This is a genomic window from Rheinheimera maricola (assembly GCF_016918075.2).
Taxonomy (GTDB): Bacteria; Pseudomonadota; Gammaproteobacteria; order Enterobacterales; family Alteromonadaceae; genus Alishewanella; species Alishewanella maricola_A.
In genome coordinates, this window is record NZ_JAERPS020000001.1 from 637776 (window position 1) to 656504 (window position 18729).

Consider the following 18729-nt stretch of genomic DNA (forward strand, 5'->3'; position numbering starts at 1 on the left):
AAATACAAGTATTGTTGCTATCTGATTTTAGCAGCGCAGCCTAGCGGGCGGCGTTACTACATAGCATAAGGCGGTCAAACGCCTGTAGCCAGGCGTCATCAGTATCAAATAGAAAACGCTTTTGCTGCATTGTCTGGTTTATTTGTGCCTTAGGGCGCGCTGCAGCCAGCATTGCCACTAACTGATAACGTGCCGCACCTGCGTCGAAAGGTGCCAGCGAGGCCGCTTTTTCAATATCGGCCAAGCCATTACCGCCCTGGCGAAACTGCGCCATGCCACGCAGCAGGTATGCATCTATCTGCAGCGGTATGCGAGTAACAGGGTTGGCAAGCACCCGGCTAAAGCTGCTGTCGGCGGCCTGCCAGTCACCACGAAACAGTTGTAACAGACCACCGGTCATGTCGGCGAACTCAGAGTTTTGCTGTGATATTTTTGGCAGTGATACGTAGCCTTCAACGCCCTGGCTGCGTAATTTGGTAGGTGCATGAGTTAACTGCCGGTTAAACTCGAGGAATTGTAAATCTTCTCCGGTGTAGCCAATAATTTGCGGGTTATTTAATGCTGCGGTTATCGGCAGCCCTTTTACTTCGCGGAATTTTTTTACTACCTCGTCTTCCAATACAATGCCGGCCATATGGTAACGCCGCCGTGGCAGCGGCGTATAGAGTGTTTGTTGTTGGCATTGTAACGGCCAAAGTTCAAAGTTTTGCTTGCGGTAATCACACGGCAGGCTGCTCTGATTGGTGCAGCCCGGGTAAGCTGCCTGGTAATGCGGCAGCAGTACTTCTACTTCCACCACCACATTGCTGCCAAATCGTTGTGTGTTACCCAGTACAACCATTTGAGCAAGCAGTTTGGTCTGCTGCGCCAGGCGAATTGCTGTGGGCTGCTGTGTCAGGTTTAGGCTGTCTGCACTCCATTTAATCATTCCGCGGCCAAAGTCTAGTTTGTCTGGATTATCCGGCCATGGCGCTTTACGGGTTGTTTGCGCCAGCTGTAATGACAGTATGGTGCTGACATTACGGCCTAGGGTATTTTCGCCGCCAAAAGCCGGGAAAAACACCGTTATCTGATCCGGATTAGGCTGCGCCCACACCGGTATCAGGCTGCAAACGAAGCAGAGAATGCTGAGTAGTAGCTTCATCTGTGACACTCGGATTTTAGGGCCAGGATGCTTTGCTGTATTTTTTGTTCCAGTTCACCTCCCAGCGCAGCTTGCTGTACCGCAATGGCTTTTGCTCGTTTCAACGCTTCACTCAGCAGTGCAACAATGGCCGTAAACTGATTGCACTGCACATCGGGCTGGTTGGCAATAGCATACAAAATTGCAACTGAATGGCTGTCAAAGGTAGTGTCGAAGTAATTGCCGGTTAACGGCAGTTCGATGTCGATCATTTCCTGTGCCAGAGGCGGCTTTAACTTGCCCCAATACAAGGTTGTGTGGATGCTGGGTACGGCGCCCTGCATATCAACGACGCCGGTTAGTAACGCCAGCGCGCCCACATCATCCCAGTATCGTTGGCGCAACTGTAAATTACCAATCAGTTCAGAGGGGCGGCGTAATTTATCGTGCTCATCCTTTACCGGCACGACTCTGATGGCTTTTAGCACCGGTAATGCCTCGCTAAGTGATAGTTCATCTGACAAACGCGGCATTTTTTCTTCCAATACATAACGAAAGTCCTCAAATAGTGCGGCGCGTTGATCTGTACTGGTTAAACCATACTGAAACAGATGTAAATCAGAGCGTTGCTGCGCAAATGCCACAGCAGTAAAAAATAACAGCAGATTAGCTACAGCGACGGACAGGCGCATGTCAGCTCCCGGAACGATGTTTTTTGCGCAAAAGAAACACTGTGCAAGCGTATTGTTATACTGCAGTTTGCCGTCTGACGCTGGGCAAACGGTACCAAACCGCCGGGGCTTATGGTGTCGATAGTTCTGAGCTCTATGGCTCGTGTGTCACTGCCGTCAATAAGCTTTTTTTCGATATCCAGCCGGATATGTAATGGCTGGTACGGAGAGCCGTTACTGCTAAACTCTGCATGTGTCAGAATCGCGGCCCGGTTGCCCAAATTACTGGCAAACACGGCTATTTGTTTGGCGTCGCAACGAGTTAACGTAAATTGCAAATCGGATGCTTGTGGTTCAAGTCTGTCGTAGACAAAAGTAAATGCCAGCGTGCAAATGGGGATCAAGGCAATCAGGCCACTGAGTACATTTCCTGACAGCCAGCGATAAGCCGGATTTTGGTATTCGTTGCAAGTGGTACATTTTTTTGCCATAACCGATAGCGGATGTGCGCATACCCGGCAGACTGTCTTATCATTGCTCAAAACCTAAGGCCTCAAGTAAGGTTGCACTGATCTGTCCGTCTACCTTCATAGCGTTTTGCTGCTGATATGCGTTTATCGCTTGCCGGGTTCGCGGGCCAATAATGCCGTCTGCCTTACCGGTGTCAAACCCCAGGCTACTAAGCTTTTCTTGTACCGCGCGGACCAAATTTTCTGGCCATTGGTTGTTGTCGGCCGGGCGATGTTGTAATTCTCCGGCAACTGTTATGCTGACAGTGGTTGACGTCAGACATAATGCGATAAAGCTTTTTAGCAAGCTACGTTTGGAGTGTGAATGAATAGCGGGCATGGTGCTGACTCCATGGTGTTGAGCAGAAATTGGGCACAGGGTCTTAAATGGTGAAATCTGTAAACTGCACACGCCATTGCCAGCTCAGTATAGTTCGCAATTTCAATAGTTCCAATCGCGCTGCACCATGGTGGAAAAAGCATAAGTAATGTTGGCGTTGAGCTGGTAAAATCGCTAGCAGTATTGAATGTTTACGGCGCAGCGGTGCCAGCAGGATTTTTATGTCACAACACAAAAGCAAAAGCACAAAAACAGCCAACCCACTGCATAAACCCTGGACCAAAGAGGCTGGTGCAAAAAACGCAAGGCCTGCAGCGAACAAAGCCCATCGCTCTGCAGGGGCAAAACCGCAGGCGAGTAAAATGCCAAAATCTGTGCAGGATAATGAAGGCAAGGTCTATGGTGACAACGCGTGCAGGGTGTTGTTTGCGCAGCGACCAGACAGTGTGATCCGTTTGTATGTGTCGCAGCAGCTGGCACCGAAATTTGCTGATGTGATGAAGTACTTAGCCGCAGTAAAAAAGGCCTATCACATTGTCGATGATGCCGAGTTGGAAAAAGTCGCCGGTAGCGGCCATCATGGTGGCGTGGTGTTGCTGGTTAAACGCAAACCGGCACAGGCACTGGCGCAATATCTGCAGCAAAAAGGCCGCAAACGCGACTGTCTGTTAGCCTTAGATGGCGTTGGCAACCCGCATAATTTGGGCGCTATTACCCGCAGCTGTGCGCACTTTGGTGTTGGTGGCATTATTATGAAACAGCCTGAATTGTTGCAATCGGGCGCTGCTCTGCGTACTGCTGAGGGCGGTGGTGAGTTTGTTGATGGCTTAAGTTGCGACAACCTGCCGCTGGCATTGCAGCTGTGTAAAGAAGCTGGTTATACACTTATAACCACCTCCAGCCATGGCGGCAGCTCGTTATACAACACAGCATTGCCTGCCAAAGTGGTGGTGGTGTTTGGCGAAGAGATGTTTGGTGTGTCGCAAAACGTGGCGAAAAGCGCTGATATTGCGCTGCAAATACCGGGTTCCGGCAAGGTAGAGTCGCTCAATGTCAGCGTCGCTGCCAGCCTGATCTTAGGTGAATGGTACCGCCAGCAATTGTAAAGCTAGACGGCACTATACTGCTGTTTTAGTTGCTGTGCCTGGCAGCAGCTTACGTCTAGCTGCTTGCCGTGTTGCATCACTGCAATTAACCCCCCACTGCTCATGCCGGTTTAATATGGCTACTTATTGTCATTTAATTATCAATTAAATGTAATGTAATTCCCTATTTTGTAGCTGGTTATTCCTGTCCTTACGGCTAGTCTTGATAGACTGCCGGGCTGGTGCTGATGTACCGTCTGAAGTAGCTGTGGTTAACAGCCGGCGAGTGAGTAGTCGGCGGCAACCGAAAAGCCTGAACAGAGTAGGTACAGTGAGCAGGGAGAGACTTATGCCAAATTTGGTACAGGAACTCAACAGTTTAGATTTTAGCGTTTATATCGGCGGACCGTTGCAGGCCGCTGTGCAGGCACAACATGCGGCATCTATGTCGCAGGTGAGTTTTATTCAGGCAGTTGGGTTTGAAGATAGCGGCGGCGGCAAAGCCTTACGCTATGTCGACTTTGAATTTACCAAGTCAACACCTAACCCGCATGTTGGCAAAACGGCGCAGCAATTGACCGATGAAGGTTTGCCACCAGGTACCGATGTTACCAGCAATTTTATTTCAACCGACGTTGCGATAAAGGTGCCGTTTTTAACCATGCTAACCATACCGGCTTTGCGTATTGAAGAAATGACCATTGACTTCAATGCCAAGCTTACCTCTACCGAAACCTCCAATGTGTCGAGTGAATTTGCTGCCAGTGCTGAGCTGGGCATCAATTACAAGATTGTAAACTTTAAAGCGTCGGCGTCGTACAAGCGCTCGTCGACACGCGGGGTAAGTGTAGAGAAAACCTATAACCTCGGCGTTAAGGTAACGGCACTGAATGACGAAATTCCGGCCGGGCTAGACCGCATTTTGACTATGCTGGAAGACAGTATTGTCAGTGCCTGATTGGCGTTAGCACAGGTTTTGGCCGGTGGCGCTGCTGCCGGCCTTTTTAACAGGGATATCAGCATGCCGAATTTAAACGAATACCTGGGCAGTATTATTAGCAGCATTACCAACGCCAGAGTTATGGCGGATATTCAAACGGTAAAAGTGGCTGAAGAGTACGCCAAACATGACTTACTTAAACATTTTGCTGTGCCGCATATGCGCGTAGGTGATGTGGAACTTACTATTCCGGTGGCACTGGATGTACTGACAGAAAAAACGGAAACCCAGTATCAACCGATTGATAACACTAAATTTAACAGTTTAATCTACAAAGAGCTGACTAACAGCCTGGGCCGTACCAGCTTGCCGGCGAAAGCCTCTAAGGCGTTACGTGCTGCATTAACCGAGCAAACTCATAGTTTGGAGCAGTCGCTACGCATTAAACAAGATATGGCACCGGTTGCAGAATATAGCCAACTGGCTGCCCGTCAATTAGTACAACTGGCAGAAGAATATCAGCTGGTTAGCCGTGAAAGCCTGCCGAAGCTTAATATAGAACAAATAACGTCCAGAGTAGTAGCGGCTGCGACACAGGAAATTAAGGTACTGAGCCAGCGCAAAGTGATTGAAAATTTAAATGTAATTGCCGAGTCGCATAAGCTGCGCGAAGAAAAGCCAGAGAACATTATTTATATCAAACTGAAAATCTCGGAAGACGGCATGGAGTGGCAGCAGATGGAAAGCAGCAACGGTGAAATTAGCCGCCGTTTGTTGCCGGAATAACTGCCATGCAAAAATCGACTGTACATTTAGTTAACGCGTTAACTGACTTGCTGCTGCAGTTTCCGGCATTAGTAACCGGGTTTGAACGCAAGCAACCGCAGGCACTAACGGCATTGCAAAGTTGGATTGCAGCAGCTGAACAACTACTAAGTAGTTATGGCTTAGTGGCCAGTGCCGAGTTGGCTGGGTTGCGTAGCAAGCTTACCGCACCGGTGCACCGTGACGAGCATCGCGGCCAATTACGTAAACAGCAATTACGCGAAGCGGTTGAGATATTGTACCCATTACAGCAATGCCTGCAGCAAACTTTGACGCCATATCAGCAAAAGCTGCAACAGAGCGCTGAGTTGATCCGGCATTTGCTCAGTGTGATCAGCCAGAGCGGGGCGCTGCATTACGATGCGGCGGCGGGTTTTGACAGCTTTGTGCAGCAATTGTGGCAACTGATTGGCCAGCATGAGCAGTTAAAGGCCGGTGCGGTGCAGCTGCGAAGCTGGTTATCGCAACAGGACATTATCCTGCTGTTGGCGCAAGAGGTTAATCCAGCTGATTTTCCGTAACCGCATCGGGTTTGCTTTGGCTGATAAACAAAAAGCGTGGTAGCAATTCACCGGCAATGTCGACGTTTTCAGAAAACATGTGCAGCGGCCTGGCCCAAAGGCCAAAATCGCCGTACAGCGCGCGGTAAATTACCAACCATTGCTCGGTTTCGCTATGGCGTGCGCAGTCAATTACCTGATAATACGCCCCTTTATAGTGCTGATAGTAGCCAGGTTGAATAGGGGGCTTAAGTGCGTTGTTCATACCAACTCTCAAAGATAATTTTTGCCGATAAACTGTCTACTTTGTCTTTTGCCAGATTGCGATAGCCACCTTCGGCAAACAGCATGCTGCGTGCTTCTGTGGTTGTTAGGCGTTCGTCATGTAATTCTACCGGCAAGCCAAAACGGCCGTGCAAGCGGTTGGCAAATTTACGTGTACGCACGGTAAACGGCTGCTCGGTGCCGTCCATATTCAATGGCAGGCCTACCAGTAATAGTTGCGGTTTCCACTCGTTAATCAGTTTTTCCAGTTGGCTCCAATCAGGCGTACCGTCTTGTGCTTTTAGCGCGCTAAGCAGTGAGGCGGTGCCGGTAAGTTCCTGACCTACCGCCACGCCGATGCTTTTGGTACCGTAATCAAAGGTTAAAATGGTGCGACTCATTAAGCGTGACCGGCCTCATTGGTTAGCTGCCACGGCTTAATGCCAATTTTTGCGGTGGCACTTTGCCATTTTTCGGCATGAGTTAAATCAAAAATAATACCGCTGTCGGCCGGAATAATTAACCAGGCGTTATCGGCAATTTCCTGCTCCAACTGTCCGGCTGTCCAGCCAGCATAGCCCAGCGCCAGAATAAATTTTTCTGGTGCGTTGTCGGTGGTTAAATCAAACAAAATATCTTTTGAGGTGGTAACCATCAGCTCGTCGTTTAGCCGCATACTGCTGCTGTAGCCTTCTTTGGCGGTGTGCAATACAAAACCTCTGTCATGCTGCACCGGGCCGCCGGCACAAACGTGCGCAGTAGCCGCTGTGCTTGTGGCATCAAATTCAATTTGCAGCTGTTGCAGCAAATCGGCTACTTTTACTTCTAACGGGTGGTTAATAACAATACCCATGGCGCCTTCATCATTGTGCTCACAAATATAGGCAACACTGCGTTTAAACAGCGGATCATCTAACGACGGCATAGCAATTAAAAAATGATTCTGAAAATTCTGCATAGTGACCTCGATACAACGTGGTTGTCACTGGCGTGCTGCCAGCAGCTGCTCAATTTCATCAAATAACAAACCGGTGATGCTGATTGGAAACGCCGCTTCAATTTCGCGGATACAAGTTGGGCTGGTAACGTTTATTTCGGTTAGCTTGTCGCCGATAACATCCAGGCCGACAAAAATTAACCCTTTGGCTTTTAAAGTTGGTGCTACCGCATTGGCAATGGCCAGGTCAGACTCTGACAAGGGTCTGGCTTCACCACGGCCGCCGGCTGCCAGGTTACCGCGGGTTTCGCCGCTGGCCGGTATGCGTGCTAAACAGTATGGCACGGGTTTACCGTTTACCACCAGAATTCGTTTATCACCGTCACTGATTTGCGGAATAAAGCGCTGCGCCATAGCATAGCGGTTGCCATGTTCGGTTAGCGTTTCAATAATAACGCTGACATTGGCGTCGCCCGGCTTTAAACGGAAAATAGACGCGCCGCCCATGCCGTCCAGGGGCTTTAATATTACATCTTGTTCAGTCTGGTAAAAGGCCTTTAAACGTTTAGCATCGCGGCTAACCAGGGTTTTCGGCGTATGTTGGCTAAACCAGCTGGTGTACAGCTTTTCGTTGGCATCGCGCAGGCTCTGCGGTTTATTAACAATTAAGGTGCCTTCATCTTCTGCCCGCTCCAGCATGTAGGTGGCATAGATATATTCAGTATCAAACGGCGGATCTTTACGCATTAAGATCACATCCAGCTCGCTAAGTGCGATGTCTTGTTCGCTACCAAACTGATACCAAGCAGCCGGATCTTCCCGCACTGTCAATAGTTTAGTGGCTGCGCGGGCTTGGCCCTCCAGTAAATATAAATCAGCCATTTCCATATAGTGGATTTGATAACCGCGCTGCTGTGCTTGCAGCAACATGGCAAAGCTGGAGTCTTTTTTGATATTGATAGCCGATATCGGGTCCATCACTATGCCAAGCTTAACGGGTTTACTCATGTTGTGTCCTCAGGCCAGATCGCCAAATTGCAGTTGTAATGCACTGATTGCGGTAAGTGCGGCGGTTTCAGTGCGCAGTACCCGCGGCCCCAACTGAATGCCGTTAAAACCGGCTGCCGTGGTATGTACCATTTCCTGCTCACTAAAGCCGCCTTCAGGGCCTATTACTAACCGGATATCAGAGTTGGGTATAAGCGTCTTAATGGTGTCTTTGGCCCACGGATGCAAGGTTAGTTTTAATTCTTTTGTGTCTTGAGCCAGCCAGCTATCGAGTGATATCGCCGGGTGTACTGTCGGTACCACACTGCGGCCACTTTGTTCGCAGGCACTGATAGCAATTTTTTGCCATTGCTCATTGCGTTTGGCTAAACGTTCACCGTCCAGTTTTACACCGCAGCGCTCGGTAAATAGCGGGGTAATTTCAGTCACACCCAGCTCTACCGCTTTTTGAATAGCAAAATCCATGCGGTCACCGCGCGATATACCCTGGCCCAGATGAATTTTTAGCTGTGACTCCACCGGGTTTGGCTGCTGAGAGGTGGCAATAACGTTTACGCGTTTTTTATCGCTACTGCTGATACGGGCAGGGTAGTTAAAGCCATCGCCGTTAAACAGCAGCAACTCGCTACCCACGGCCATGCGCAGCACACGGCCGACATGGTTGGCCGCATCGTCGTCAAGAGCAAACTCGTGGTTAAGTGCAATAGCACCCTGGTGATAAATTCTTGGAATACGCATACAAACTTCAGCAACTGAATAATGCCGTTATGGTAGCAGGCGGCAACGGCAAGCGACAGAAAAAACAAACCCTGCCGCAGCAGGGTTGTTGTTAAGTTAGCCAGCTTTAGTTCGTGGCAGAGTAGCTGTAGCTTGAACCCAGCCCCAACGGAATATCCAGTGCCCAGAAACCAAGCAGGAATGCCGTCCACAGTACCAGCATCACTACCGAGTAAGGTAGCATCAGCGCAACCAAGGTACCAATACCGCTATTTTTGACGTATTTTTGGCAAAAAACTACGATGAGCGGGAAGTACGGCAACAGTGGCGTAATGATATTGGTAGAGGAGTCACCAACCCGATACGCCGCCTGAGTAAGATCTGGTGATACGCCTAGTTCCATCAGCATAGGTACCATAATAGCGCCAATTAAGGCCCATTTCGCTGATGCAGAACCTACCACCAAATTGACAAAACCGGATAAGAAGACAATACCTACCAGTGTCATACCTAACGGCAGGCCCATTGCTTTTAGCGCATTAGCCCCTTTCAACGCCAGTAATACACCCAGGTTCGACTGGCTGAAGGCATATAAAAATAAAGCACAGAAAAACGCCATAACAATGTAGTAGCCCATACCGCTCATGGCATGGCTCATACCAGCGACGACATCACGATGGTTTTTCACCGAGCCTGAGACATAGCCATAGACAATACCCGGCACCAGGAAAAAGATAAAAATAATGCTGACAATAGATTTCATAAGTGGCGCAGCCGCAGTAAGTAACGGGTTAACGCCCGGTAATACTTGCTCAGGTTTTGCTGCCCACGGCGTCGTTTCAGGTAGCGCTATGGTTAACACCAGCAATGCCACTACTGCCAGCATAGATAAGCCCGCCGCTTTTAAGCCACGTAATTCATGCGGCTTCAGTGCATCCATGGTCACCATTTGTGATGTATCACCGTCTACTTTAGTACCTTTTAAGCGTGGCTCTATCACTTTATCGGTTAATACCCAGCCAATAATGACGATTAAAAACGTTGAAGCGGTGGTAAAGAAATAGTTATTTAGCGGGTTTACCGTTACCGTGGGATCTAATATTTGCGCCGAGGTTTGGGTTAAACCGGCCAGCAATGGATCTAAACTGGAGGGTAAGAAAAACGTAGCCGAGAAGCCACCTGATACACCGGCAAAGGCCGCTGCTATACCTGCCAGCGGATGACGCCCCGCGGCATAAAATATCACTGCACCCAGCGGTACAACTAACACGTAGCCCGCATCTACCGCGACATGGCTTAGCACACCAACGGCAACTAATACCGGCGTTAACAGCATTTTAGGTGTAACGGTTAAAATTGAGCGCAAACCGGCGTTAATAAAGCCGGTATATTCTGCTACCCCTAAACCCAGCATAGCGACCAGTACTACGCCCAAAGGTGGAAAGGTAACAAAGGTATTAACGATACTTGAGGTAAAATTAGTCAGTGCTTCGCCAGACAACAAGTTGACGATTTGTATTTGTTGCCCAGAGCGTGGGTCTAACTCTGTAAAGGTTACGCCAGACAGTAACCAGGAAATAACCCAGACAATGACCATCAGCAAAGCAAATAATACGGCCGGGTCGGGTAATTTATTACCAACGACTTCGATGGCGTTTAGCGCACGGTTAAGCCAACCGCTTTTTACAGCAGGGGCAGTTTGTTCAGACATAATGGTTCCTTTCTTATAGTTTTGTTTCACTCTGTAGCTAGACAGAGGACCCTGGATACAACACAACGACTTATAATACACAAAAAGTGGCCGATGATAAGGCTAAAGTGTGTAGCGTACAGACCGCTGGTTATGAAAAAGGAGAGCTTGGCTCTCCTTTTTTGCTAAAACATCACTTTGGGCTTACGAATTATTTAGCGTACTGGCGCAGAATGTCGGCTTTGTCAGTTTGCTCCCACGGGAACTCTTCACGACCAAAGTGGCCATAAGCTGCGGTTGGCAGATAAATTGGACGCTCAAGTTTTAGCATTTCAATTAAACCGTATGGGCGCAGATCAAAATGTTCGCGTACCAGTGCAATCAGCTCATCTTCGCTCAGTTTGCTGGTACCAAAGGTTTCCAGGCTGATGGAAGTCGGCTCTGCTACACCGATAGCGTATGACACCTGCAGTTCACAGCGGTCTGCCAGGCCAGCGGCAACGATATTTTTCGCCACATAACGTGCCGCATAGGCGGCAGAGCGGTCAACTTTTGACGGATCTTTACCCGAGAAAGCGCCACCGCCGTGACGTGCCATGCCGCCGTAGGTGTCAACAATGATTTTACGGCCGGTTAAACCACAATCGCCCATAGGGCCACCGATAACAAAGCGGCCCGTTGGGTTAATGAACATTTTAGTTTTAGCCGTTAACCATTCGGCAGGCAGTACTGGTTTGATAATGTGTTCCATTACCGCTTCACGTAAATCTGCCGTGCTAATAGTATCGCAGTGCTGGGTTGAAAGTACTACTGCATCAATGCCTACTGGCTTGCCATCTTCGTAAATAAAACTCAGCTGTGATTTTGCATCGGGGCGCAGCCACGGTAGGGTGCCGTCTTTACGAACTTGTGCCTGACGCTGCACCAAACGGTGTGAATAGGTAATAGGCGCTGGCATTAACACGTCAGTTTCATTGCTGGCATAGCCGAACATTAAGCCCTGATCGCCCGCACCTTGTTCTTTCGGATCGGCACGGTCTACACCCTGATTTATGTCTGGAGACTGCTTGCCAATGGCATTTAATACGGCGCAAGAATCAGCATCAAAGCCCATATCTGAATGCACATAGCCAATTTCGCGCACGGTTTTACGGGTGATTTCTTCAATATCTACCCAGGCTGTAGTGGTAATTTCACCGCCTACCAAGACCATACCGGTTTTAACGAATGTTTCACAGGCTACACGGGCTTTAGGATCTTGTTCCAGGATTGCATCCAGCACGGCGTCTGAAATCTGATCGGCAATTTTATCCGGATGTCCTTCAGATACCGACTCAGAAGTAAAAATATGTTGTGCCATCTGTTGTATTCCAAAATAAGGTTAATGCAGTTTAGCTCTGTGCACAGGGTTACACCGGCCTGAACTAAAAAATAGGCGCGTATTTTAGAGAAAGCGTTACCACTTTGCCAGAAAAATCTGCCGCCCAGACGTCTTTAATGCTATTTTACCTTGCTGGTTACGTTGGCTGGGTAATTTGGATCTGGCGTGAGGAAATTATTCCTGCTGTTGGATTTAAATTTGCCATCCGGCTGGGGCTCTGGGAAAATAGCGCACCATACCGCATTACAATATCAGCTTAATAATAATACGCTTCGCTAAGCAGAAGCTGCGCAATGTCAGGAGTGAACATGCCATCTCGTAAACAACTCGCCAATGCAATCCGTGCGCTTAGTATGGATGCAGTGCAAAAAGCTAAATCTGGTCATCCGGGCGCCCCGATGGGCATGGCAGATATTGCCGAAGTATTGTGGCGCGACTTTTTACAGCACAATCCGCAAGATCCGCAATGGCCAAACCGCGACCGTTTTATTTTGTCTAATGGCCACGGTTCTATGTTGCTGTATTCTCTGTTGCATTTGAGCGGTTACGAATTAAGCATTGATGATATAAAGCAATTTCGGCAGTTGCACTCCAGAACACCAGGGCACCCTGAATATGGTTATGCTCCCGGTGTAGAAACCACAACCGGCCCATTGGGGCAGGGCATTACTAATGCCGTGGGTATGGCGATTGCTGAAAAAGCGTTAGCCGCGCAGTTTAACCAGCCTGGATTCGATATTGTTGACCATCACACTTATACCTTTTTAGGTGATGGTTGTTTAATGGAAGGGATCTCGCACGAGGCCTGTTCACTGGCCGGTACTTTAGGCCTGGGTAAATTAATTGCCTTTTGGGATGACAATGGTATTTCTATTGATGGCCATGTTGAAGGCTGGTTTACCGACAATACCCCTGCGCGATTTGAAGCTTATGGCTGGCAAGTGATAAGCAATGTTGATGGTCACGATGCTGCAGCGGTAGAAGCCGCTATTAAGCTGGCCAAAGCAGACGTCACCAGACCTACGCTAATTTGTTGCCGCACAGTCATTGGTTATGGTGCACCTAATAAAGGTGGCAGCCATGATTGCCACGGCGCACCTTTGGGTGATGCCGAAATCGCCGCGGCGCGTGACTTTTTACAATGGCCGCATGCGCCGTTTGATATTCCGGCCGATATCTACGCTGACTGGGACGCAAAAGCCAAAGGCAGTGCACAGCAACAAGACTGGCAGCAATTGTTTGCCCGCTACAGTGCCGCATTCCCCGAGCTTTCCGCCGAGTTCAGTCGTCGTGTTGCCGGGCAGTTGCCGGCAAATTGGGCTGAGCAATCTCAGGCGTATATTGCACAGTTACAAGCCAACCCGGCCAATATTGCCAGCCGCAAAGCCTCGCAAAATGCATTAAATGCGTTTGGCCCGCTGTTACCTGAATTTATGGGTGGTTCGGCAGACTTAGCCGGTTCTAACCTGACTATCTGGTCTGGCAGCAAGCCACTTACCGGCACCGATGCCAGCGGTAATTACATTTACTACGGTGTGCGCGAATTTGGTATGTCGGCTATTATGAACGGTATCGCACTGCACGGTGGTTTTGTGCCGTACGGGGCTACCTTTTTAATGTTTATGGAATATGCCCGTAATGCGGTGCGTATGGCAGCACTGATGAAGCAGCGGGTTATCTTTGTTTACACGCACGATTCTATCGGTTTAGGCGAAGATGGCCCGACGCACCAGCCGGTAGAGCAACTGGCCGCGCTGCGTGCAACGCCGAACTTGATGAACTGGCGCCCGTGCGATCAGGTTGAGTCAGCGGTAGCCTGGAAAGCCGCGATTGAACGAACTGACGGACCAACTACTCTAATTTTTACCCGACAAAATCTGGCGCAGCAAACGCGCAGTGCACAGCAGTTAGCTGACATTGCCCGCGGTGGCTATATTTTGCGTGACTGCTCAGGCGTACCAGAGCTGATTATTATTGCAACCGGCTCTGAAGTTGAACTGGCCATGCAAGCTGCCGCTAAACTGGCAGAGCAGGGCAAGGCAGTGCGTGTGGTATCTATGCCATCCACTGATGTGTTTGAACAACAAGATGCCGTATACCGCGAAGCTGTCTTACCCGCAGCCGTGAGTAAGCGTATTGCGGTAGAAGCCGGCATTACCGATTGTTGGTATAAATATGTTGGTTTAACCGGCAAAATTATCGGTATGACCAGCTTTGGCGAGTCAGCACCGGCTGAGCAGTTGTTTGCTCATTTTGGTATTACTACTGAAAAAGTGCTCGAAGCTGCAGAGCAGCTACTGGCATAATGGGCAAAGTAACGGGACCAGGTTGGGTCCCGTTTTTTTAATCGGATTTTTGATGTCGGTTTTAATGTTGATTAGTGGCGTGGTGTTATGGCAATAAGACTGGCAATAAATGGCTTTGGCCGTATCGGGCGCAATATTTTACGTGCTATCTATGAAAACGGCGGGCAGCAAGAGTTGCAGGTGGTGGCTATTAATGAGCTGGCTGATGCTAAAGGGGTCGCCCATTTACTGAAGTACGACACCTCACACGGTCGTTTTGGTTTTAGCGTCGGCTCTTACGAGGGCGGTATTACCGTGGCGGGTAATAAAATAGCCTTGTTTTGCGAAGCGGATCCACTGGAACTGCCATGGGCTGAGCTTGCAGTTGATGTGGTATTGGAATGTACCGGCGTATTTCACAGCCGTGAACATGCCAACTGGCATCTGACCGCTGGCGCGAAAAAAGTGCTGTTTTCGCATCCGGCTGACACCGATATCGATGCCACTATTATTTATGGCATTAACCAGAGCAGCTTAACGGCTGATATGACCGTTTTATCGGCAGGGTCTTGTACCACTAACTGTATCGTGCCGGTTATACAGGTCTTGGATCAACATTTTGGTGTTGAAAGTGGCACTATTACCACTATCCATGCCTCAATGCACGACCAGCAAGTTATTGATGCCTATCATCCTGATTTACGCCGCACCCGCGCGGCCAGCCAATCTATTATACCGGTCGATACTAAGCTGGCATTGGGTATAGAGCGCATCTTGCCCAAGTTTGCCGGTCGTTTTGAAGCCATAGCGGTGCGGGTACCGACAGTAAATGTCACGGCAATGGATTTAAGTGTTTCCCTACATCAGGACGTTAGCATAGCGGCGGTGAATAAGGTGCTGCAACAAGCGCGCGTGGGTGAGTTGGCCGGTATTCTGGACTACACCGAAGAGCCATTGGTATCGGTGGATTTTAACCATAATGCGCATTCTTGCATTGTTGATGGTTCGCAAACCCGGGTTAGTCACAAACGGCTGGTTAAATGCCTGGTGTGGTGCGATAACGAATGGGGTTTTGCCAACCGTATGCTCGATACCGCGCGGGCAATAATGCAACCAAATTTAAAACAAGGAGCTTGAAATGTCTGTTATTCGCATGAGCGATTTGGATCTTAACGGCAAACGTGTACTGATCCGCGAAGACTTAAACGTGCCGGTAAAAAATGGCAAAGTAACCTCAGATGCGCGTTTACGAGCGGCAATACCGACCATTGAACTGGCGTTGAGTAAAGGCGCAAAAGTGATGGTTATGTCGCACCTGGGCCGGCCAGAAGAGGGTGTATACGATGCTGAGTCATCATTGCAGCCAGTGGTTGATTATCTGGCGCAGGCATTAGCAGCACCGGTGCGTTTAGCGAGTGATTATCTTGCTGGGATCGACATTAATGCCGGTGAAGTGGTGGTGTTTGAAAACGTACGCTTCAATAAAGGCGAAGGTAAAAACGATGACACTTTGGCGCAAAAGCTGGCAGCACTGTGTGATGTGTTTGTGATGGATGCCTTTGGTACTGCGCATCGCGCCCAGGCGTCGACGTATGGAGTGGCAAAATTTGCGCCAGTGGCTTGCGCAGGCCCGTTGCTGGTTGCTGAACTTGATGCTCTGGCTGCGGCACTGAAAAATCCTAAGCGACCGTTAGTGGCAATAGTAGGTGGCTCTAAAGTGTCTACTAAGCTTACCGTGCTTGAGTCTTTATCCGGTATTGTTGACCAGCTTATAGTAGGCGGCGGGATCGCCAATACGTTTATCGCTGCCAATGGCAATAATGTAGGTAAATCACTGTTCGAAGCCGATTTAGTCCCCGAAGCACAGCGGTTAATGGCGCAAGCTAACGCCCGCGGCGGTAATATCCCGGTACCCACCGATGTGGTAGTTGGGCAAGCGTTTAGCGAAACGACGCCAGCCACGTTAAAGCCGGTGAATGCGGTTGATGACGGCGACATGATTTTTGATATTGGCCCTGATACTACAGCACAGCTTGTCAATATCTTAAAATCAGCCGGTACCATTGTCTGGAATGGTCCGGTAGGTGTATTTGAGTTTGAGCAATTTGCAGCTGGCACCAAAGCGCTGGCCCAGGCTATTGCTGATAGTGATGCTTTTTCAATTGCCGGTGGTGGTGATACCCTGGCGGCTATTGATAAGTACAATATTGCTGACAAAGTATCCTATGTGTCTACCGGCGGCGGCGCCTTTCTAGAGTTTTTGGAAGGTAAAACATTGCCGGCAGTAGCTATACTGGAACAACGCGCAAAAACACAATAATAATAATGTCATATTACAACTGTACCCTAAAAGATTAAGAGAGGATTTCATGGCCCTTATTTCCCTGCGCCAAATGCTGGATCATGCTGCCGAATTCGGCTACGGCATCCCGGCCTTTAACGTCAATAACCTTGAGCAAATGCGCGCTATTATGTTGGCTGCCGACAAAACCGACAGTCCGGTAATAGTGCAGGCATCTGCCGGTGCGCGTAAATACGCCGGTGCGCCTTTTTTACGCCATTTAATCCTGGCTGCGGTAGAGGAGTTTCCGCATATTCCGGTAGTTATGCACCAGGATCACGGCACTTCGCTGGGCATTTGCCAGCGCTCTATTCAATTGGGTTTTTCATCGGTAATGATGGACGGCTCTTTGGGTGAAGATGGCAAAACACCAATGGATTATGCCTATAATGCTGATATAACCCGTAAAGTTGTAGAAATAGCGCATGCTTGTGGTGTGTCGGTAGAGGGCGAGTTAGGTTGCTTAGGCTCGTTAGAAACTGGCGCTGCGGGTGAAGAGGATGGCATAGGTGCTGATTGTATTCTGAGCCATGACCAAATGCTTACCGACCCGGAAGAAGCAGCGCAGTTTGTGCGCGAAACGCAGGTAGATGCACTTGCGATTGCTTGCGGCACTTCGCATGGAGCCTACAAGTTTAGTCGTCCACCAACGGATGATATTTTAGCAATTGACCGTATTAAAGCTATCAATCAACGTATTCCAGATACCCATCTGGTAATGCATGGTTCTTCTTCAGTGCCACAAGACTGGCTAAAAATCATTAACGACAATGGTGGTAAAATTCCAGAAACCTATGGTGTACCTGTCGAGCAAATTCAGCAGGGTATTAAATATGGTGTTCGTAAAATAAATATTGATACAGATTTACGTCTGGCATCAACGGGTGCCATTCGACGTTATATGACTCAACATCCGGCTGAGTTTGACCCACGTAAGTATTTACAAGAGTCGGTTAAAGCCATGATGGAGATTTGTATTGATCGTTATGAAGCCTTCAATGCAGCAGGACACGGCAGTAAAATTAAACCAATATCATTGGATGATATGGTAGCGTTATATGTATCCGGCAAATTAACGCCGAACATAAAATAAGCAAAAAAATTAATGAGCTATAACAAAATAATTTTCATTTGTTATAAAGCACATAAATAAGGTGCTAAACCAAAAAAATAGCCGCATCTGAGCAGACCTCCGGACGCCTGTGTTATCTTGACAAGGGTGTTTTTACCTGTAATGATGCGGATGGTTTACCCTCTAACCGAGGGCCTATTCTGTCTGTTCGAACAGGCTGGCCCTTACAACTTCAGGTTACGTTAATCAGCAATAATTGGTTGGGAACTATGTTTAACAATAAAATTCGCAAGAGTCTTGTTGCAACAGCTCTGGCTGGTACTTTCGCATTATCTGCGAATGTTCTGGCTTCAGATTTAAAAGCTTTGCACCAGGAAGGAAGCCAGATCCAACGCGCAGCAGTTCAGTCTCAAGAAAAAATTAATACCATTTATGAGCAGTCTCAGGAATTGCTGGGTGAATACCGTCAGGTAGTTGACCAGACTGAAAACTTAAAAGTTTACAATGATTTCTTAGCAACGTTAGTTGCCGATCAACAGCGTCAAATTAATTCTGTGCAGCGCCAGATTAACGGCTTGGAAGATACGCGCAAAGGTACAGTACCTTTGATGTTCCGCATGATCGATGCTTTAGAGCAATTTGTTAACGCAGACATTCCACTGCGTACCGAACGTCGTTTAGAGCGTATCGAAAAACTGCGTGAAATGATGGGACGCTCAGATGTGCAATTATCAGAGCAATACCGTCAAATCTTAGAAGCATACAGCATTGAAGTTGGCTACGGTTCAACAGTGGATGCCTTCCAAGGTACGCTAACGCTGAACGGCCAGGACATGACAGTTGACTATGTTAACACGGGTCGCTTGTCGTTAATGGCATTGTCACTTGATGGTAATGCTGGCTGGGTGTGGAATAAGCAATCTGCAAGCTGGGATGAGTTACCAGGTTCATACCTGACGTCAGTAGCCCAGTTTATCAAGATGGCGCGTCGTGAATCCACGCTTGAGATGGATCGCGTACCACTTATCGCAGCGGAGTAAG

The 18729-nt window shown here is 48.7% G+C and carries 20 protein-coding genes; 9 read left to right on the top strand and 11 right to left on the bottom strand.

Translation table 11 applies throughout. The features are described 5' to 3' along the window. Window positions 1-40 precede the first annotated feature (40 nt). From I4W93_RS02895 to I4W93_RS02910, 4 genes are read right to left on the bottom strand one after another with little or no spacing between them, the layout of a single operon-like run. Window positions 41-1144, bottom strand: a complete 1104-nt coding sequence (locus tag I4W93_RS02895) for a tetratricopeptide repeat protein (protein WP_205309932.1) — start codon at window positions 1142-1144, stop codon at window positions 41-43. Next, window positions 1141-1815 carry a hypothetical protein gene (locus tag I4W93_RS02900; protein ID WP_205309931.1) on the bottom strand — a complete coding sequence of 225 codons (675 nt, stop codon included), beginning with the start codon at window positions 1813-1815 and terminating at the stop codon, window positions 1141-1143. The genes I4W93_RS02895 and I4W93_RS02900 overlap by 4 nt, the downstream gene beginning before the upstream one ends. Beyond that, the gene (locus tag I4W93_RS02905) at window positions 1794-2285 is read right to left on the bottom strand and encodes a hypothetical protein (RefSeq protein WP_205309930.1); all 492 of its coding nucleotides are present in this window, start codon (window positions 2283-2285) and stop codon (window positions 1794-1796) included. The genes I4W93_RS02900 and I4W93_RS02905 overlap by 22 nt, the downstream gene beginning before the upstream one ends. Window positions 2286-2325: 40 nt before the next feature. Then, window positions 2326-2643 carry a peptidoglycan-binding domain-containing protein gene (locus I4W93_RS02910; RefSeq protein ID WP_205309929.1) on the bottom strand — a complete coding sequence of 106 codons (318 nt, stop codon included), beginning with the start codon at window positions 2641-2643 and terminating at the stop codon, window positions 2326-2328. 221 nt (window positions 2644-2864) lie between these two features. On the opposite strand from I4W93_RS02910, the gene I4W93_RS02915 reads away from it, so the two are divergent. From I4W93_RS02915 to I4W93_RS02930, 4 genes are all read left to right on the top strand, one after another. After that, window positions 2865-3749, top strand: a complete 885-nt coding sequence (locus tag I4W93_RS02915) for a tRNA/rRNA methyltransferase (protein ID WP_205309928.1) — start codon at window positions 2865-2867, stop codon at window positions 3747-3749. A gap of 328 nt (window positions 3750-4077) precedes the next feature. Next, window positions 4078-4686 carry a DUF2589 domain-containing protein gene (locus tag I4W93_RS02920; protein ID WP_205309927.1) on the top strand — a complete coding sequence of 203 codons (609 nt, stop codon included), beginning with the start codon at window positions 4078-4080 and terminating at the stop codon, window positions 4684-4686. Between the two features lie 63 nt (window positions 4687-4749). Beyond that, on the top strand, window positions 4750-5454 hold the full coding sequence (locus tag I4W93_RS02925) for a hypothetical protein (RefSeq protein ID WP_205309926.1): 705 nt from the start codon (window positions 4750-4752) through the stop codon (window positions 5452-5454). Between the two features lie 5 nt (window positions 5455-5459). Beyond that, the gene (locus tag I4W93_RS02930; RefSeq protein ID WP_205309925.1) at window positions 5460-6014 is read left to right on the top strand and encodes a hypothetical protein; all 555 of its coding nucleotides are present in this window, start codon (window positions 5460-5462) and stop codon (window positions 6012-6014) included. Here the strand turns inward: I4W93_RS02930 and I4W93_RS02935 are convergent. The 7 genes from I4W93_RS02935 to metK form a co-directional block, all read right to left on the bottom strand. After that, the gene (locus I4W93_RS02935) at window positions 5992-6258 is read right to left on the bottom strand and encodes a DUF1653 domain-containing protein (RefSeq protein WP_205309924.1); all 267 of its coding nucleotides are present in this window, start codon (window positions 6256-6258) and stop codon (window positions 5992-5994) included. The two genes, I4W93_RS02930 and I4W93_RS02935, sit on opposite strands and share 23 nt — an antisense overlap. Next, a complete protein-coding gene (gene ruvX / locus I4W93_RS02940) occupies window positions 6242-6658 on the bottom strand; it encodes a Holliday junction resolvase RuvX (RefSeq protein WP_205309923.1) in 417 nt (138 codons plus the stop codon). The genes I4W93_RS02935 and ruvX overlap by 17 nt, the downstream gene beginning before the upstream one ends. Then, the gene (locus tag I4W93_RS02945; protein ID WP_205309922.1) at window positions 6658-7215 is read right to left on the bottom strand and encodes a YqgE/AlgH family protein; all 558 of its coding nucleotides are present in this window, start codon (window positions 7213-7215) and stop codon (window positions 6658-6660) included. Before I4W93_RS02945 ends, ruvX begins: the two co-directional genes overlap by 1 nt. Before the next feature lie 24 nt (window positions 7216-7239). Next, window positions 7240-8202 (bottom strand): glutathione synthase, encoded by a 963-nt coding sequence (gshB, locus tag I4W93_RS02950; protein ID WP_205309921.1) that lies wholly within the window; start codon window positions 8200-8202, stop codon window positions 7240-7242. A 9-nt stretch (window positions 8203-8211) separates the two neighbouring features. Then, window positions 8212-8940, bottom strand: coding sequence for a 16S rRNA (uracil(1498)-N(3))-methyltransferase (gene rsmE, locus I4W93_RS02955; protein WP_205309920.1), 729 nt, complete (start codon window positions 8938-8940; stop codon window positions 8212-8214). Between the two features lie 106 nt (window positions 8941-9046). Then, entirely contained in the window at window positions 9047-10630 is a 1584-nt protein-coding gene (locus tag I4W93_RS02960; RefSeq protein WP_205309919.1) for an AbgT family transporter, read from the bottom strand. A gap of 190 nt (window positions 10631-10820) precedes the next feature. Then, complete coding sequence (metK, locus tag I4W93_RS02965) at window positions 10821-11969, bottom strand: methionine adenosyltransferase (protein ID WP_205309918.1); 1149 nt, start codon at window positions 11967-11969, stop codon at window positions 10821-10823. A gap of 329 nt (window positions 11970-12298) precedes the next feature. On the opposite strand from metK, the gene tkt reads away from it, so the two are divergent. The 5 genes from tkt (at window position 12299) to I4W93_RS02990 (ending at window position 18728) form a co-directional block, all read left to right on the top strand. Beyond that, window positions 12299-14296, top strand: coding sequence for a transketolase (tkt, locus tag I4W93_RS02970; protein ID WP_205309917.1), 1998 nt, complete (start codon window positions 12299-12301; stop codon window positions 14294-14296). Between the two features lie 87 nt (window positions 14297-14383). Further along, window positions 14384-15412: an erythrose-4-phosphate dehydrogenase gene (epd, locus tag I4W93_RS02975; RefSeq protein ID WP_205309916.1), complete on the top strand. Its 1029-nt coding sequence runs from the start codon at window positions 14384-14386 to the stop codon at window positions 15410-15412. 1 nt (window position 15413) lies between these two features. Next, window positions 15414-16595 (top strand): phosphoglycerate kinase, encoded by a 1182-nt coding sequence (locus I4W93_RS02980; protein ID WP_205309915.1) that lies wholly within the window; start codon window positions 15414-15416, stop codon window positions 16593-16595. A gap of 49 nt (window positions 16596-16644) precedes the next feature. After that, window positions 16645-17709: a class II fructose-bisphosphate aldolase gene (fba, locus tag I4W93_RS02985; protein WP_205309914.1), complete on the top strand. Its 1065-nt coding sequence runs from the start codon at window positions 16645-16647 to the stop codon at window positions 17707-17709. A 248-nt stretch (window positions 17710-17957) separates the two neighbouring features. Next, window positions 17958-18728 (top strand): DUF3450 domain-containing protein, encoded by a 771-nt coding sequence (locus I4W93_RS02990; protein ID WP_205309913.1) that lies wholly within the window; start codon window positions 17958-17960, stop codon window positions 18726-18728. Window position 18729 lies beyond the last annotated feature (1 nt).

Bases quoted from the DNA above. Each gene is read 5' to 3' on its own strand.
- I4W93_RS02895 (WP_205309932.1), bottom strand. From the start codon at position 1,144: ATGAAGCTACTACTCAGCATTCTCTGCTTCGTTTGCAGCCTGATACCG.
- I4W93_RS02900 (WP_205309931.1), bottom strand. From the start codon at position 1,815: ATGCGCCTGTCCGTCGCTGTAGCTAATCTGCTGTTATTTTTTACTGCT.
- I4W93_RS02905 (WP_205309930.1), bottom strand. From the start codon at position 2,285: ATGGCAAAAAAATGTACCACTTGCAACGAATACCAAAATCCGGCTTAT.
- I4W93_RS02910 (WP_205309929.1), bottom strand. From the start codon at position 2,643: ATGCCCGCTATTCATTCACACTCCAAACGTAGCTTGCTAAAAAGCTTT.
- I4W93_RS02915 (WP_205309928.1), top strand. From the start codon at position 2,865: ATGTCACAACACAAAAGCAAAAGCACAAAAACAGCCAACCCACTGCAT.
- I4W93_RS02920 (WP_205309927.1), top strand. From the start codon at position 4,078: ATGCCAAATTTGGTACAGGAACTCAACAGTTTAGATTTTAGCGTTTAT.
- I4W93_RS02925 (WP_205309926.1), top strand. From the start codon at position 4,750: ATGCCGAATTTAAACGAATACCTGGGCAGTATTATTAGCAGCATTACC.
- I4W93_RS02930 (WP_205309925.1), top strand. From the start codon at position 5,460: ATGCAAAAATCGACTGTACATTTAGTTAACGCGTTAACTGACTTGCTG.
- I4W93_RS02935 (WP_205309924.1), bottom strand. From the start codon at position 6,258: ATGAACAACGCACTTAAGCCCCCTATTCAACCTGGCTACTATCAGCAC.
- ruvX (WP_205309923.1), bottom strand. From the start codon at position 6,658: ATGAGTCGCACCATTTTAACCTTTGATTACGGTACCAAAAGCATCGGC.
- I4W93_RS02945 (WP_205309922.1), bottom strand. From the start codon at position 7,215: ATGCAGAATTTTCAGAATCATTTTTTAATTGCTATGCCGTCGTTAGAT.
- gshB (WP_205309921.1), bottom strand. From the start codon at position 8,202: ATGAGTAAACCCGTTAAGCTTGGCATAGTGATGGACCCGATATCGGCT.
- rsmE (WP_205309920.1), bottom strand. From the start codon at position 8,940: ATGCGTATTCCAAGAATTTATCACCAGGGTGCTATTGCACTTAACCAC.
- I4W93_RS02960 (WP_205309919.1), bottom strand. From the start codon at position 10,630: ATGTCTGAACAAACTGCCCCTGCTGTAAAAAGCGGTTGGCTTAACCGT.
- metK (WP_205309918.1), bottom strand. From the start codon at position 11,969: ATGGCACAACATATTTTTACTTCTGAGTCGGTATCTGAAGGACATCCG.
- tkt (WP_205309917.1), top strand. From the start codon at position 12,299: ATGCCATCTCGTAAACAACTCGCCAATGCAATCCGTGCGCTTAGTATG.
- epd (WP_205309916.1), top strand. From the start codon at position 14,384: ATGGCAATAAGACTGGCAATAAATGGCTTTGGCCGTATCGGGCGCAAT.
- I4W93_RS02980 (WP_205309915.1), top strand. From the start codon at position 15,414: ATGTCTGTTATTCGCATGAGCGATTTGGATCTTAACGGCAAACGTGTA.
- fba (WP_205309914.1), top strand. From the start codon at position 16,645: ATGGCCCTTATTTCCCTGCGCCAAATGCTGGATCATGCTGCCGAATTC.
- I4W93_RS02990 (WP_205309913.1), top strand. From the start codon at position 17,958: ATGTTTAACAATAAAATTCGCAAGAGTCTTGTTGCAACAGCTCTGGCT.